We start from the raw sequence: 14,996 nt of genomic DNA, 5'->3' as shown, positions 1-14,996 counted from the left end.
TTACATTTATATTAGCTTGTATATACAAATTAGTCAATCAGTAATTAAAAATAAAAATAATGAACTGTTTAGGTTATATATACGTATACTTTATATAGGCAGACAGCAAAAAGCTGTAATGATTTTAAAGCTGGTTACTTTTCGTTATAATGAAAGAAGAGATAGTAAAAGGGGGACAATATGAATAAAAAACGATGGCTGGTTAGTATAACGGCAGTTATTCTACTGGCGGGCGGATGGTTTTTGTATCAATCGCTGACAGACTCTGAATATGAAGAAGTACTTGCAACAGAACAGTCGGAGGTGCAGGGAGATCTGGAAGGACTGGAACAGGCTACGTTTGCAGGTGGATGTTTCTGGTGCATGGAACCGCCGTTTGAGTCGCAGCCCGGAGTAATAAGCGTTATTTCCGGATATACCGGCGGTGAAGAAGAAGACCCTACCTACGAAGAGGTAGCGGGTAAGCAGACGGGTCATCAGGAAGCGGTGCAGGTGACGTATGACCCGGAACAGATCAGCTACGAAGACCTTCTGCAGATTTTCTGGCGCCAGATTGACCCGACAGACGATGAGGGACAGTTTGTGGATAAAGGAGAACCTTATTTATCAGCAGTGTTTTATCATGATGAAGCACAAAGACAGGCAGCGGAATCATCGTTAATGGAAATGGAAGAATCCGGCAGGTTTGACGGGGATATTGTTACTTCCATTGAAGAATTCGATACTTTTTATGAAGCTGAGGAGTATCATCAGGACTATTATAAGAAAAATGAAGGAAGGTACGAATTTTACAGAAACAACTCCGGACGTGACGCCTATCTTGATGAAGTATGGGGCGATGATAAAGAGTACGAGGTAAGTAACGCATCTCCGTATACGGTGGAAGACAAAGAGGCGGCTGTTTCGGAATTAAGCAGCATGCAGTATGAAGTAACGCAGGAAGACGGTACGGAACCGGCTTACGATAATGTGTATCATGACAATACGGAAGAGGGAATATACGTTGACATTGTATCAGGAGAGCCTTTATTCAGCTCGCTGGACCAATACGATTCTGGTACGGGCTGGCCGAGTTTTACCAGACCGCTGGAACTGACGAATATCACCTATGAAGAAGACAGCGGTGTATTTGGGACAAGTGTGGAAGTACGGAGCAAACATGCTGATTCCCATTTGGGCCATGTTTTTCAGGACGGTCCGGAACCGACGGGTCTCAGGTACTGCATGAATTCAGCAGCTATGGAATTCATCCCCGCCGATGAGCTGGAAGGAACCGAATACGAAGCCTATGCGGCTGATTTTGAATAAGAAAACTCCCGGCTGTTTTTGCAGCCGGGAGTTTTCTTATATATTTGCCTTTTGCAGGCGGTCAATAATTTTTAGTGATTTGCCGGTACCGATAACCACCGCTTCGAGCGGGGAATCTGCAAGATGAACAGGGACAATAATTTCTTCGTTCAGCCATTCTTCCATACCGTGCAGAAGAGAGCCTCCGCCTGTGAGAACAATTCCCTGATCGACGATATCACCGCTGAGTTCAGCCGGACAGTTTTCAAGTGTGCTGCGGATCGTTTCGAGAATCTGCTGGAGCGTTTCATTAATGGCCTGGTGAATTTCTTCAGTAGACACCGTAATAGGCTTTGGCAGGCCGGACACCAGATCGCGGCCTCTAATTTCAAGAGTTTCTTCGCGAAGATTTGCTTTGGCACTGCCGACTTTTATTTTTATCTGCTCGGCCGTACGCTCTCCAATAAGAAGGTTATGCTTCTTGCGGACGTGCTGGATAATATCTTCGTCGAAATGATCGCCGCCCCGCCGGATGGACTGGGAGGACACGACGCCGCCGTAGGAAATAATACCGACTTCTGTTGTGCCGCCGCCGATATCAACGATAACATTAGCGACGGGTTCTTCTACGGGGAGGTCTGCACCAATGGCAGCTGCTACCGGTTCTTCAATAAGGTGAACCGTTTTTGCGCCAAAGGCAAGGACAGCATCACGGATGGCTCTGCGTTCAACGGAAGTGGATCCGCATGGTGTACAGATGATAACTTTAGGTTTTCTCATGGAAACCCCGGATGTCCGGCTGATTTTTTTCATTACGTGTTTCAGCATGGTAGCCGTAATATCGAAATCAGCAATAACGCCTTCTTTTAAAGGACGTATAACCACAATCTTGCCCGGCGTTTTACCGGCCATATCTTTTGCTTCCTGACCGACAGCAAGCACTTCGTTGGTCTCTGTATTCAAAGCAACGACAGAAGGCTCGTTTAACACAATTCCTTTGTCTTTTATATAGACTAAAATGTTAGCTGTGCCTAAATCAATGCCAATTTCAGTAGAAGAAAACATTTTTTTCACCTTCTTATATTATTTCGTTATGTAAAAATTGCTACAATTTATAATACCATGTTCACTGAGGAGGAACAATTACTATTAAAGCCTGAAAGAGAGGCAGCCTGAACGCCTCTCCTTTAGGAAATGATTACTTAAAGCAGCATGGAAATAAATTCGGAGCGGTCGACCTGCCCGAAATATTTCGTCAAGTCATAGTCATCGAGAGCTTCTTCGAGAGACTCTCTTGAATATTTCGAACCTGCGAGTGCATTCTCTATATCATTAATCTCTTCGGTACCGAAAAAATCCCCGAAAATTCTGCATTCCTGAATAGTCCCTTTTTTAACATTAAAACGTACGTCAATTAGACCAGAGGGGAATTTATGAGACTTTTCCACGTCAAACGAAGGAGATCTGCCGTAATTCCAGTCCCAGTTTCCGTAGCGTTCTTCTGATATGGCATGTATTTCTTTCCAGTCTTCATCCGTCAGCTTATAGGAAGGAATGTTATCCAGGCCGGAGAAAATGTGCTGAAGAATGACTTCTTTAAACTCTTCTACAGTAAGCTTGTTTTCAAGATAATCATTGATGTTGCCGACCCGGCTTCGGATGGATTTTATCCCTTTGGATTTTATTTTTTCGTCTCGTACTTTTAAGGCGGAAACGACATTTTCAATTTCTGAATCAAGCATCAGCGTGCCGTGGCTGAACATACGGCCCTTTGTTGCAAATTGAGCGTTTCCTGATATTTTCTTTCCATCTATTTGAATATCGTTCCTGCCGGACATTTCGGCCGGGACTCCAAGCTCATGAAGGGCTTCAATAACAGGCTGGGCAAATTTTTTGAAATTATGAAAGCTGTCGCCGTCGTCTTTTGTAAGAAAGCTGAAGTTCAGGTTTCCCTGATCATGGTAGACGGCGCCGCCGCCGGAAAGCCTGCGTACTACGTGAATATTGTTTTTCTCTACATAATCTGTATTAATTTCTTCTATTGTATTCTGGTTTTTTCCAATAATAATAGAAGGCTCATTCACATAAAAAAGCAAATAGATGTTATCTTCTTCAAGATCCATTGTTTTTAAGGCATACTCCTCAATGGCGAGATTGATGCGTGGGTTGGTAATACCTTCGTTATTGATAAATTTCATGAAATGCCTCCTGCCTTTATAATAAGTAGTATTCTTTTATTTTACTACATTCCCAGGCGGATATCGCGCATGAAATATGGATGGGTGTACCTGACTTACATACAGCCAGTATATATACATTAGACAGCCATTAAACGCGCTGATCAGTAATTTTCTGCTGAATACCCTTTCTTACCGCAGGAACAGCGTATTGGTCCGGAACAGGTAACGTTATATAATAGAGGAAGACATAATGGACAGGCAGGAACAGCCATGAAAAGACGGCTCTTATTCCTTGTGCAATATGTATAAGTTTTATTAAGCAGCTTCAGGATGATCCGAGGATGATTCCGGAAAAACAACAGTAGAAGTATGGCGTATATAAGCAGAAAGCAGAGCCTTTATCCGGCTCTGCTTCTTTCGTATATAAAATAGTCCAGGTCAATTTCAGCAGGCAGCAGAGAAAAAAAGAATAAGACTAACAGGAAGATTGACATTTTTGCAAATACTCACTAAAATGACGTTAACGAGTAAACATATAATATCGATAAACTTACTGAGGATTAAAAAATATTTCAAATAGATACGATTAAAAAAGGAGACGGTAGAGCATGATAACATTCCCTACGCTCGATCAAGAACAGCTTGATCAGGTGAATAAAGAAACGCTGGCTGGTAAAGATGCTTTAGACGTTATCAAGTGGGCCTATGCCGAGTACGGCGATGAGCTGGTTTATGCGTGCAGCTTCGGAGCGGAGGGTATGGTGCTCATCGATTTAATTACACGCGTCAAACCGGATGCTAAAATTATTTTTCTCGATACCAATTTTCATTTTAAAGAGACATATGATTTAATTGAAGAAGTGAAAGAGCGCTACCCAAAGCTTAGAGTGGATATGCTGCAGCCGATTACACCTGCTGAGCAGGAGGAACAGGAAGGACCGGAGCTTTGGAAAACGAATCCTGACAAATGCTGTTCGATCCGGAAACTGGTTCCGCTTGAAGGAGCTTTAAATCAGCACACAGCTTGGTTATCCGGATTAAGGCGTTCCCAGTCTTTAACAAGAAAAGACACTCAGTTCGTTAATAAAGACAAGCGTTTTTCTTCCGTGAAAATCTGTCCGCTGATCCATTGGTCATGGGATGACGTATGGATGTATATTAAGGGCTTCAACCTTCCGTACAATCCACTCCACGATCAGGAATATCCAAGCATCGGCTGTGTACAGTGCACGGCAAAGGTTAAGGATGGAGAAGATTTACGCAGCGGACGCTGGTCCCAGACAGGCAAAACAGAATGCGGCCTGCACAAATAATGAAAAATCAAAGGAGTTAATAACATGCCAAAGAGTATCCCGCACGGTGGAACATTAATTAACAAAAAAGAAATTGGAATGGATACAAGCTCAATTACCCACAGTATTCCACTGGACGAAACGGCTTTATCCGATCTGGAACTTATTGCCAACGGCGCTTTCAGCCCGCTGACTGGATTTTTAAATGAAGCGGATTATCAGTCCGTAGTAGAAAATACGAGGCTGGCCGACGGCACAGTGTGGAGTATTCCTATTACGCTTCCAGTCGAAGACGAGTTTGCAGCAAACCTGCAGCCCGGCGAAAAAGCCCTGCTTACGTTTGACGGGAAAACGTACGGCGTTATTGAAATAGAACAAGTATACTCGCCCGATAAAGAAAAAGAAGCAGAAAACGTATATAGAACAACAGACAGCGAACATCCGGGAGTTAAAAAAGTGTACGACCGTCCGGCTCTGTACGTAGCAGGAGAAATCACCCAGGTGGAAGAAATTGTTCATCCGCAGTTTGATACGTATTATCTGGATCCTTCCGAAACAAGAGCGGAATTTGATAAAAGAAAATGGGAAACGGTCGTTGGATTCCAAACGAGAAACCCGGTTCACCGTGCGCACGAATATATTCAAAAAACAGCACTTGAAACAGTAGACGGCCTTTTCCTTAATCCGCTTGTCGGAGCAACCAAATCTGATGATATTCCAGCAGACGTCCGGATGAAAAGCTATGAAGTTCTGCTGAAAGACTATTATCCGGAAGACCGCACGTATCTTGCTGTTTTCCCGGCAGCTATGAGATATGCAGGACCAAGAGAAGCCATTTTTCATGCAATGGTGCGCAAAAACTACGGCTGCACCCACTTTATTGTCGGACGGGACCACGCTGGTGTAGCTGATTATTACGGTACGTATGACGCCCAGCACATCTTTAAGAATTTTACAGAAGAAGAGCTTGGCATTAAGCCGCTGTTTTTTGAACACAGCTTTTACTGTAAAAAATGCGAAAACATGGCTTCGGCAAAAACATGTCCGCATGACAAAGAGGATCACGTCATTTTATCCGGAACAAAAGTACGCGCGATGCTTAAAAACGGAGATATGCCTCCTGCAGAGTTCAGCCGTCCGGAAGTAGTAGCGGTTCTGATCGAAGGCATGCAGGAGCCGGCACCTAAATAATCAAAAAGCGCGGAAGGGGTATGATGGAAAAATGAGTGAAAATCAAAATATTGTATGGCATCAGGCATCCGTTTCCAAACAGGAGCGGGAGAAAGAAACAGGTAATAAAAGCCTGGTACTCTGGTTTACCGGCTTATCCGGTTCCGGCAAGTCAACGGTAGCAAACGTTGTTTCCCGGAAACTGTTTGAAGCAGGAAAAAATACGTATGTTCTGGATGGAGATAATGTCCGTCACGGCCTGAATAAAGATCTCGGGTTTTCCGATGAGGACAGAACAGAAAATATTAGACGAATCGGTGAAGTGGCCAAGCTGTTTGTAGACGCAGGACACATTGTAAGTACAGCCTTCATTTCCCCATTCCAGGCAGATAGAGATCAGGTCCGCGGACTGCTGGAGGAAGGCGAGTTTATGGAAGTGTTTGTAAAAGCAAGCCTTGCTGTCTGTGAAGAAAGAGACCCTAAAGGTCTGTATAAAAAAGCAAGAAGCGGGGAGATTCCGGAATTTACCGGGATTACTTCCCCATACGAAGAGCCGGCAGCTCCGGAGCTCGTAGTAGATACGGAAAATAACAGTATTGAAGAAGCGGCGGATCTTGTCATTCAAGAGCTCGAGAAAAGAAATCTGATCCGCTCTCAATAAGACAAACCAATAAACAACACGGAAAGGTGCTCCTCTTGCAGGAGCACCTTCCCTGCATACATAAGCATTTTTTTATATAATAAACACTAACGCAAAAAAGCAGGCAAGCGTAAATGGAGGAACCCCCATGGAAACAGGTACAGTATATTTAGTCGGGGCAGGTCCCGGGGATGTAGGGCTTATGACGATAAGGGGCAGAGAGTGCCTGGAGAAAGCAGATGTCGTTTTATATGACCGCCTTGTGAACCCGCTTATACTATCTTCTGCAAAAGCAGGCGCTGAAACAATTTACTGCGGCAAGCTGCCCGACCGCCATCATCTGAGGCAGGAAGCTATTCAGGAACTGATGGTGCAGAAAGCAAAGGAAAATAAAACAGTCGTCCGTCTTAAAGGTGGCGATCCCGGCATGTTCGGCCGGTCCGGGGAGGAAGCTGCGGCCCTGGTGGAACACGGCATTACGTATGAAGTAATACCTGGTATTACTTCCGGAATTGCTGCACCTCTTTACGCGGGAGTTCCGGTGACCCACCGGGATTATTCCGGAAGCTTCGCCGCGGTAACGGCCCATTCCAAATCAACGACCGGGGAGCCTGAGGTAGACTGGGGTGCCTTTGCCAAAATTGATACGATTTCTTTTTATATGGGAGTAAAAAACCTTCCGCATATTGTAGAAAAACTTATCGATCACGGTAAGCCGGAAACGACTTCTGTGCTTATCGTTGAATGGGGCACAACTGCAAGGCAGAAAACGGTGTCCGGCACCCTGGCTACGATCGTAGAAGAAGCGGAGAAATACAACGTTCATAACCCTGCCATTACCCTGGTAGGTAATGTCTCTTCTTTATACGAGAAGCTGAACTGGTTTGAAAAGAAGTACCTGCATGGAAGATATGCCTGGATTGTAAAAACAGCCCCGGGTGGAGGCAGGTTTGCTTCAGAATTAAGAGAATACGGAGCGGAAGTATTGGAATATCCCAGGTACACGATAGAATGGGAGAATACAGAATTTCCTGAAATACCAGAAGCGGTCGAGCAGATTCTTTTCCATTCCCCGGACAGTGTGCGTATATTCTTTCAGGCTCTTAAACAGGCAGGGAAAGATATCCGCTCCATCAACTGCTCTCTTGGAAGCGAAAGCAGACGGACAAACGAACAGCTTAAAAACTATGGAATTATTCCAGCATTTCTTGAAGGACTGCAGCCACAGCAGATTTTTCATTCCGGACCAAAGGAAAAGCTGAAAAGCCTTCCGGATAAAGCAGCAGGAAAGTGGCTCACTCACACTATTGAACGATCTGCATCTGCAGAGGAAGTGGCAGGCCACATTTTTGAAGAAGAATATATTAATACAGTTATTTTACCTTCGGCCCAATCCGTAGCTGTTCTGGCAGAGGAATTAAAACGGGCGGGAGTACAAAGCGGGAACTGGCTGAAGCAAAGAGAAATTATCTGCTTTGGACCGGCAGCCGAAACAGCCCTCAGAGAAAATGGCTGGTATAGTGATAAAACCCTGGACGAGCCCGACATTGCCCACCTTATTCAGGCACTGCATTACATTTAAAAGGTTATAAGGAGGTCGTTTTCATGGAAGCGATATTGTATGTAGGCCATGGCAGCCGCGTTAAAGCCGGTAATGAACAGATGAAGGATTTTGTAGAAAAAGCCAAACAGGCCGTAGACTGTGATATTCAGGAGATCTGTTTTTTGGAGTTAGCCGCACCTGACATTACCGAAGGAATGAAACGCTGTGTGGAAAGGGGAGCAACTTCTATTTTAGCGGTTCCCGTGCTGTTATTTTCAGCCGGCCACATGAAAGTTGATATCCCAGAAGAACTGGTTAAAGCAATGGAACATTACCCGGATGTACCCGTTAGATTTGGAAAGCCATTTGGTGTACATGAAGAAATATTGAATGTTCTCGAAAAAAGACTTAGCGCAGCAGGATGGAAGCAGGGAGACGATGCAGATTTCCTTATGGTGGGGAGAGGAAGCAGTGATATCGGCGCGCTCCGCGACTTCAGTGCAATGTGTACCCACCTCCAGAATAGAACAAAAGCCAAACGGGTGGAAAAAGCCTATCTGGCAGCAGCGCTTCCTACGTTTGATGAAGGACTGGAGTCGATTTCCTCTTCAGAAGCACAGGCTATTTATGTTCTGCCATACTTGCTTTTTACGGGCATGCTTATGAAAGAACTTAACGAAAAAATTGCTGCAAAATCACGTGAAATAAACATTCCCATTATATTATGCGATCCGCTGGGATTTGATAAGGATCTGGTACGGATTCTCTGCGAAAGAGTAGAAGATACAAAGTCCCGGCCGATATTTACTGGAGAAGTTATTCCTTATGTATGATTTTCCGGTTTTTCTCTCTCTTTCCGATATGCCTGTTGTTATAATAGGCGGAGGTAAGATTGCTTTTCGCAAAGCAGTGAAGCTGGAACCGTCAGGGGCTGATATTACGGTAGTAGCGCCGGAATTTCATGCTGATTTTGAACAGTGGGCTCCAGGGAAAAAAATCACGATGATAAAAGACAAAGCCCGCCCGGAACATATAAGCGGTGCCTTTCTCATTATTTCAGCTTCCGGAAGCAGGGAAGCAATCAACATGCTAAAAGCACATCACAGCCCGAATCAGCTTATTAATGGGGCAGACGATAAGACATTTGGAAATACGGCTTTTCCAGCTGTCCTTAAAGAAAAAGAGTTTCATATAGCTGTTTCTACAGGAGGCCGTTCCCCCCGCCTGGCAAAAGCGATAAAAAACCATCTTTATTCCATAAAAAACCAGCTTCGGCATCTTTGAGCATTCCAGCTTAAAGATGCTTTTCTATTTTTGTAAAAATACGATCATGCGATACAATAAAGAAAACAAAAGGAGGAAGGAACATATGCAGCTGCCGGAAAATAATACAGGCCTTTCTCCAGAACAGCTGTACAACCAGCTTAATGGAAGATCGTTCGCAGAACAGCTGGAACTGGTTACGAAGAGGCTGATAGAGATAACGAGCGTAACAGATACAAAAGGAGAGAATGATATTTCTTCGTTTTTGTATCAATTTTTACAGCAGTTTCCCTGTTTCAAAACAAATCCCGGAGATGTATGGAAGCAGACTATTCCTGGAGATGATCTGCAGCGGAAAAATATTTTTGCGTTTGTCTCAAGTGCAGAACCGTCCCCGGATACGGTGATATTTCATGCGCATTACGATACTGTAGGAATAACCGATTATGGAAATCTCCAGTCTATAGCCGGCGCCCCGGAAAGATTGAAAGAGTACTTTTTCAGTCAAAATTCCCATACGGGTGCAGCAGAGGATGCATTGGGAGACGACTGGCTTTTTGGCCGCGGTTCAGTAGATATGAAAAGTGGTATTGCCGTCCACCTTTTAAATTTTCTTTATTACAGCACGCATGGTAACGAGTGGAAAGGAAATATCCTGCTGTTATTGAATGCGGGAGAAGAAAATGATCACAGTGGAATGAAGGCGGCTGTAGAAGAGTTTCTAAGGCTGCGCAGGGAAAGAAATCTTCATTACAGCCTGGCGGTTAACAATGATTACACCACTTCTTTATATGAAGGGGATCCCAATTACTATGCTTATTTGGGATCGGCTGGAAAAATGCTCGCCTGTTTCTCTATCTTCGGGCGTCCGGTTCATGCAGGGGAAGTAATGGAAGGACTAGATCCTACCTTTATCTCTTCGGCACTGAATCAGGCGGTCAGCTACAATACGGAATTTATGGAAACCATTCCCGGCGAATTTACGCTTCCGCCTGTCTGTCTGCAGCAGAAGGATTCCAAGCAGGGATATAATGTACAGACAGCAGAAAATGCCCGCATGTATTTTAATTATTTTCTGTATGAAGAGTCAATCGAAGGCGCCGTTCAGAAGCTTTATGACGCAGCAGAGAAGGCAGCAGCAGAGATTGCCGAAGATATGAAAAAGAGATACGACACATTTCTGGAAAAAACCGGAAAGCAAGCCGGCACTCCGCCTTCATGGGAGATACGCATAGAAAAATGGGACACTTACTGCGGACGGCTTGAAAGAAAAGGAATAGATGTCAGGGCCGCAGTAGAAAAAGCGGAGAAAGAATCAGAAACGCTGGATGCAAGAGAAAAAAGCTTTTACATAGCAGAGGCTGTAAAACGTGAAGATCCGGATAAGTCTCCTTTAATTCTTTTGTTTCTTAGTGCTCCTCTTATTCCTCCGGTGGCGGTTAAAAAATCAGATATTCAGGAAAAGCTTCAAACAGCACTGGAGGCCGTGCAGAAAACATATCAGCTCCGCATTGCTGCCAGGCAGTACTTTCCTTTTATATCCGACAGCAGTTTTTTATCTTTGGAAAATAAGTTTCTGCCGGGAGGAGAACGAGCTGTGGTTCCTCATATGCCGGGAGGATTTAAGTCACATCAGCTGCCTCTGCAGGCTATGAAAGAACTTGCGGTTCCGGCCGTTAATCTCGGAGTTTATGGACGGGATGCCCACCAGTATACAGAGCGGCTGTATAAGCCTTATAGTTTTGAGATCCTGCCTTATTTTATCAGGAGGGTCGTACGGGAATTTTTATAAGAGCACGGAAAAAGTGTGCATGAAACAGAGGGAAAACTATGTATGAAACAAAATCCACCAGGGAGAAATTCCGTTTATTTATTTTTATTATGATGCCGATTCTTATTACACAGTTTGGTTTATTCGGCATGAACCTGGTCGATACGATGATGTCGGGACGGGCAGGGGCTTCAGAGCTGGCCGGTGTTGCCATTGGGTCAAGCATCTGGCTTCCTGTGTCGACAGGTATTATGGGAATCATGATGGCGCTGCCGCCCATTTTATCACAGCATATCGGTGCAAAAGAAGAAGACGTGGTCTCCATGAAGGTGATACAGGGTGCCTATCTGGCCGTTGCTTTGTCTCTTGTGATTCTGGCTGCAGGAGCCTTTACGCTTAATCCTATTATTGGATTGATGGAACTCGAGCCCCAGGTCGCCCAGGTCGCCAAACATTATTTGATCGGCCTTTCGTTTGGCATTCTTCCTTTATTTATCCAACAGGCACTAAGAGGGTTTATTGACTCGCTCGGCCATACAAGAGTCACGATGGTGATTACGCTGCTTGCGCTGCCGGTCAATGTTGTATTGAACTATGTCTTAATCTTTGGGCATTTCGGTTTTCCAGAGCTTGGCGGAATAGGCGCAGGCTATGCTTCAGCTGTTACTTACTGGTTCATACTGTTTATTACTATTTATTTTGTAGCAAAGGTAACGCCTTTTCGGGAATACCGGATTTTCCGTACGAGCTATCGTGTGCTTCCCGGTATTTGGAAAGAAATATTATTCATCGGCCTGCCTATCGGCTGCACCATTTTCTTTGAAACGAGTATTTTTGCAGCAGTCACGCTTTTAATGAGCGAATTCAGCACCGCTGTAATTGCCGCACATCAGGCGGCTTTAAATTTTGCTTCCCTTCTTTATATGCTTCCCCTCAGTATTGCTTTCGCATTAACGATTGTCGTTGGACATGAAGTAGGGGCAGGGCGTTACAGCCATGCGAGAAGCTATGCAAAGCTGGGCATGCTGACAGCACTGGCGATGGGAGTAGCAGCGTCTATTATTATTTACGCCACCAGAGGGCCTGTCATATTTTTGTATACGACAGACAGCACCGTGGCAGAGTGGATGAATGTATTTTTGATTTATGCTATTTTCTTTCAGCTTTCGGATGCGATCGCGACTCCGATACAGGGCATACTGCGCGGCCATAAAGACGTTAATATTCCATTTTTATATGCTTTTATTGCGTTTTGGATTATCGGGCTTCCTCTAGGAATTGTCCTTGCCAGGTTCAGTGCGCTCGGGCCGTTCGGCTACTGGGTAGGATTGATTGCAGCTCTAGCGGTTATTGCTTCAACGCTTGCTGTACGGCTGAGAAATATTCAGAATAAAAAAGAAAAACTCCATCCCGAACGTGTATAACGTTCGTATAACGGGTATTATACCCGTATAGAAATGGGGGGATTACTTGAATAAGCTGGAACCAAACACACTTAGAATAGCCAATGCGGCAGCTTTTGTGCTCGTTATTATTATGAATGGACTTGCTAATGCTCTTCCTTTGAACAATAACAGCACAGGGGCTCTGTCCGACAGGCTGAATGTACTGTTTACACCTGCGGGTTATGTGTTTTCCATTTGGGGGGTTATCTACCTCGCACTTTTAGGATGGATTGTTGCATCCTTTCTTGTAAAAAGAAAACAGCAGTATATTTTTACGGCTATAGGCCCATGGTTTCTAATCAGCAGTTTCTTTAATATTTTCTGGCTTTTTATGTTTCATTACGAACAATTCCTGCTCACGTTTGTCGCAATGACAGGGCTTTTGGCAAGCCTGCTGGTAATTTACAGACGTCTTAGCATGCAGGGAGCATCTTTTCTGCAGAAATTGCCCTTTTCCCTCTATACAGGCTGGGTAACGGTTGCTTTTATCGTCAACGTCGGTATTGTGTTTGTGACGCTGGGTATTGATGGCCTGATCTTTCCAGGTTCCTTTTGGACAGGACTGGTTGTAATCATAGGAACCGCTATACCTGCCTATGTGATGAGAAAACAAAAAGATATTATTTATCTGCTTGTTTTTGTATGGGCATATTTTGGGATTTTTGCAGAGAGAAACGAAGCATATCCATTTCTAGCTGCCGTTGCGTTTATTGCAGCGCTTGGTATTCTGGCATTTGGTGTGTGGGAAATTTGGAAAAGTAAAGGAAAGGCAGTGAGATAGGATGGCAGTAACAAGAGATGAGCTTCATCAAATGGTTGATCACTTAACAGACGAAGAAGCGGACGCCGTGTACACGTACATTAAAGAACTGCAGGAGCTTGAAGAAGAGGAGCTTTCAGAAGGGCAGGTAAACGGTCTTTACGATCAGGAAGCCTACCTGGAAGAAGGAGAAATCAATCCGGATGATGATCCGGCCGGACTCGAAAAACCGCCGAAAGGAAGAAACCTTTAATTCGGCGTTGAATAAACAATTGATCCCCTTTATACTTTACTTTGGCAGAGTGCTAATATAATAAAGGGGATTCTATATGTTAATTGTTATTTCTTCTGTACTCATTATGATTATTTTAAGCCTGCTCCGGGTAAACGTGGTGCTGGCTATACTTATCGCCGGTATTGCAGGCGGAATGCTCGCAGGACTTGATATTACCGCTTCACTTGAACTGCTCGTGGAAGGAATGGGCGGCCAGGCTAATACAGCTCTGAGCTATATCATGCTGGGAGTATTTGCGATTATGATCGGTTATTCCGGCATAACAAATGTATTGGTGCAGTACTTAATTAAAACACTAAAAGGTAAGCGGGGCGTGCTTCTGCTTACAATTGCAGGTGTGGCCTGTCTTTCGCAGAATGTGGTGCCGGTGCATATTGCATTTATTCCTATTCTTATTCCGCCGCTCTTATCTTTATTTGACCGAATGAGAGTAGACCGCCGTGCGGTTGCGGCAGCTTTGACTTTTGGGCTGAAAGCACCTTACGTTATGCTTCCTGTTGGTTATGGATATATTTTTCATAATACGATAGCGGTCGAAATGACTTCAGGCGGCATGGATATGACACATACTGAAATTTGGAAAGCGATGCTGCTTCCGGGTATCGGCATGATTATTGGATTATTCATAGCTTTATTTATTACTTACAGAAAGCCAAGAAACACTAATCCGGAGAGTGTTCCGGAAGAAGAACCTGCTGCAGGCACTGTTTCATTTACAAAACAGCATCTGCTTACTATTATTGCCATTGCAGCAGCGCTCGGTTCGCAGATTTATTTTGACTCGCTGATTCTCGGAGCACTTACCGGGATTGTATTAATGTTCTTGTTTGTTGTCGTGCCTTTTAAAAATGGTGACAGTGTTGTAAACGAAGGAATTAAATTAATGGGAATGATTGCTTTTGTTATGCTGATCGCGTCTGGTTTTGCCAACGTGCTTCAGGAAACAGGTGCTGTGGAGCAGATGGTGGACCAGACTATTCAATACTCTGCCGGTGCTACTTTACTGACAGCAGCAGTCATGCTTTTAACCGGCTTGATTATTACTATGGGCATTGGTACTTCTTTTGGTACGATCCCTATTTTAGCGGCGCTGTTTGTGCCTTTTTGTTTAAGTGTAGGATTTTCTCCTCTTGCTACAGCTGCTATTGTCGGTACGGCTGGAGCTATGGGAGATGCCGGTTCACCCGCTTCCGATTCGACGCTTGGACCAACTTCCGGTTTGAATGCGGACGGCCGTCATAATCATATTTGGGATACATGCGTGCCGACGTTCCTTCATTACAACATTCCTTTGTTTATCTTCGGGCTGATCGCAGCTATGGTTCTTTAAAAAGGCAACTTTCGGAAAGA

General features: G+C 44.4%; 14 protein-coding genes. 12 read left to right on the top strand and 2 right to left on the bottom strand.

The features are described from left to right. Positions 1-180 precede the first annotated feature (180 nt). The gene (gene msrA / locus ATL39_RS12290) at positions 181-1,308 is read left to right on the top strand and encodes a peptide-methionine (S)-S-oxide reductase MsrA (RefSeq protein WP_120193654.1); all 1,128 of its coding nucleotides are present in this window, start codon (positions 181-183) and stop codon (positions 1,306-1,308) included. A 36-nt stretch (positions 1,309-1,344) separates the two neighbouring features. Here msrA and mreBH read toward each other — a convergent pair whose 3' ends face one another. Both mreBH and lplA read right to left on the bottom strand, forming a co-directional pair. Beyond that, positions 1,345-2,352, bottom strand: coding sequence for a rod-share determining protein MreBH (gene mreBH, locus ATL39_RS12285; protein ID WP_120193653.1), 1,008 nt, complete (start codon positions 2,350-2,352; stop codon positions 1,345-1,347). Positions 2,353-2,489: 137 nt separating this feature from the next. Then, a complete protein-coding gene (lplA, locus tag ATL39_RS12280) occupies positions 2,490-3,485 on the bottom strand; it encodes a lipoate--protein ligase (protein WP_120193652.1) in 996 nt (331 codons plus the stop codon). A gap of 590 nt (positions 3,486-4,075) precedes the next feature. Between lplA and ATL39_RS12275 the strand changes: the two genes are divergently transcribed. The 11 genes from ATL39_RS12275 (at position 4,076) to ATL39_RS12225 (ending at position 14,976) form a co-directional block, all read left to right on the top strand. Next, entirely contained in the window at positions 4,076-4,780 is a 705-nt protein-coding gene (locus tag ATL39_RS12275) for a phosphoadenylyl-sulfate reductase (RefSeq protein ID WP_120193651.1), read from the top strand. A 24-nt stretch (positions 4,781-4,804) separates the two neighbouring features. Further along, a complete protein-coding gene (gene sat, locus ATL39_RS12270) occupies positions 4,805-5,950 on the top strand; it encodes a sulfate adenylyltransferase (RefSeq protein WP_120193650.1) in 1,146 nt (381 codons plus the stop codon). A gap of 31 nt (positions 5,951-5,981) precedes the next feature. Continuing rightward, complete coding sequence (cysC, locus tag ATL39_RS12265; protein ID WP_120193649.1) at positions 5,982-6,590, top strand: adenylyl-sulfate kinase; 609 nt, start codon at positions 5,982-5,984, stop codon at positions 6,588-6,590. A gap of 127 nt (positions 6,591-6,717) precedes the next feature. After that, entirely contained in the window at positions 6,718-8,151 is a 1,434-nt protein-coding gene (gene cobA / locus ATL39_RS12260) for a uroporphyrinogen-III C-methyltransferase (protein ID WP_120193648.1), read from the top strand. Positions 8,152-8,174: 23 nt separating this feature from the next. Then, positions 8,175-8,945 carry a sirohydrochlorin chelatase gene (locus tag ATL39_RS12255; RefSeq protein WP_120193647.1) on the top strand — a complete coding sequence of 257 codons (771 nt, stop codon included), beginning with the start codon at positions 8,175-8,177 and terminating at the stop codon, positions 8,943-8,945. Further along, entirely contained in the window at positions 8,938-9,396 is a 459-nt protein-coding gene (locus ATL39_RS12250; RefSeq protein WP_120193646.1) for a precorrin-2 dehydrogenase/sirohydrochlorin ferrochelatase family protein, read from the top strand. Before ATL39_RS12255 ends, ATL39_RS12250 begins: the two co-directional genes overlap by 8 nt. A gap of 85 nt (positions 9,397-9,481) precedes the next feature. Then, positions 9,482-11,167: a M20/M25/M40 family metallo-hydrolase gene (locus ATL39_RS12245; RefSeq protein ID WP_170146919.1), complete on the top strand. Its 1,686-nt coding sequence runs from the start codon at positions 9,482-9,484 to the stop codon at positions 11,165-11,167. Between the two features lie 38 nt (positions 11,168-11,205). Then, entirely contained in the window at positions 11,206-12,570 is a 1,365-nt protein-coding gene (locus tag ATL39_RS12240) for an MATE family efflux transporter (protein WP_120193644.1), read from the top strand. Between the two features lie 46 nt (positions 12,571-12,616). Beyond that, positions 12,617-13,372: a tryptophan-rich sensory protein gene (locus ATL39_RS12235; RefSeq protein ID WP_120193643.1), complete on the top strand. Its 756-nt coding sequence runs from the start codon at positions 12,617-12,619 to the stop codon at positions 13,370-13,372. Position 13,373: 1 nt separating this feature from the next. Further along, positions 13,374-13,604: a hypothetical protein gene (locus ATL39_RS12230; RefSeq protein ID WP_120193642.1), complete on the top strand. Its 231-nt coding sequence runs from the start codon at positions 13,374-13,376 to the stop codon at positions 13,602-13,604. A 76-nt stretch (positions 13,605-13,680) separates the two neighbouring features. Further along, positions 13,681-14,976: a Na+/H+ antiporter family protein gene (locus tag ATL39_RS12225; protein ID WP_120193641.1), complete on the top strand. Its 1,296-nt coding sequence runs from the start codon at positions 13,681-13,683 to the stop codon at positions 14,974-14,976. Positions 14,977-14,996: the final 20 nt, after the last annotated feature.

It is taken from the genome of Sinobaca qinghaiensis (assembly GCF_003610495.1).
Classification (GTDB): domain Bacteria; phylum Bacillota; class Bacilli; order Bacillales; family Marinococcaceae; genus Sinobaca; species Sinobaca qinghaiensis.
This window is presented reverse-complemented; position numbering and strand designations above follow the sequence as displayed.